Here is a 1,139-nt window from a genome sequence, read left to right on the forward strand (position 1 = left end):
TCCAGCAGCTGCGCGGCATCACGGTCGACGGGATCGTCGGGCCCCAGACCTTCCGCCGCCTCGAGGAGGCGCGCTGGTCGCTCGGCGACCGCGTGCTCTCGTACAGCCCGGGCCACCTCGTGGCCGGCGACGACGTGCTCACCCTGCAGCGCCGCCTGTCGAGCCTCGGCTTCCACCTCGGCCGGGTCGACGGCGTGTTCGGCGTGCTCACCGACGGCGCACTGCGCGAGTTCCAGCGCAGCGTCGGCGTGGAGGCCGACGGCACGTTCGGCCCCGAGACGTTCCGCGCGATGACCCGCCTCGCGCGCACGATGGCCGGCGGCGGCGTGGCCAGCATCCTGCGCGAGATGCAGGTCCTCGACACCCTCTGCAGCGGCGTGGCCGACAAGGTCGTGGTGCTCGACCCCGGCCACGGCAGCGCCGACCCCGGCGTGGTCGAGGGTGCCCTGTCGGAGAACGTCATCGCCGGCGACCTCGCCACCCGCATCGAGGGCCGCCTCGCCGCGATCGGCGTCCAGGTGCTCCTGACCCGCTCGCCTGAGGGTGAGGGCGCCCGCGACGAGTCCGAGCGGGCGGCGTTCTGCAACCAGAACGGCGCCGACCTCGTGGTGTCCCTGCACGTCGACGCCTCGCCGTCGCCGCACGCCACCGGCTGCGCCACGTACTACTTCGGCGACACCGTCGCCGGCCAGGGCTCGGCCCTCGGCGCGCGCATGGCCGAGATGGTGCAGACCGAGATCACCGCGCGCACCGACCTCACCGACCTCAGGTACCACGCCAAGAGCTGGGACCTGCTGCGCATGACCAAGATGCCCGCGGTGCGGGTGGAGTGCGGCTACATCTCGAGCCCGCACGACGCGAGCCGCCTCGCCGACCCCGCCTTCCGCGACGCCGTCGCCGAGGGCATCGCCGCGGCCGTGGTGCGCTTCTTCGCACCGGTGCCCGCCGAGGTCGTCCTCGAGGCCCCGCCCGTCCCGTCCCCCGCCTGACCCGCCGTTACCCGGGTAACCAGCGTGCGCTCTGCGACGGGATCGTCACTCACCTACGGCTGCGCCGGCGTTACCCGGGTAACCAGCGAGCGCTCTGCGACGGGTTCACGGCTCAGCTAGGCCGTCAGCGCTTCTTCTTCGACGCGGGGG

The 1,139-nt window shown here is 73.5% G+C and carries 1 protein-coding gene; it reads left to right on the forward strand.

Annotated features, from left to right (window positions below; translation table 11 throughout):
- The coding region (locus tag ACFQGU_RS16150) for an N-acetylmuramoyl-L-alanine amidase (protein ID WP_386768680.1) at positions 1 to 989 on the forward strand (989 nt) is incomplete at its 5' end.
- Positions 990 to 1,139 lie beyond the last annotated feature (150 nt).

The organism is Longivirga aurantiaca (genome assembly GCF_042660085.1).
GTDB lineage: Bacteria > Actinomycetota > Actinomycetes > S36-B12 > CAIYMF01 > Longivirga > Longivirga aurantiaca.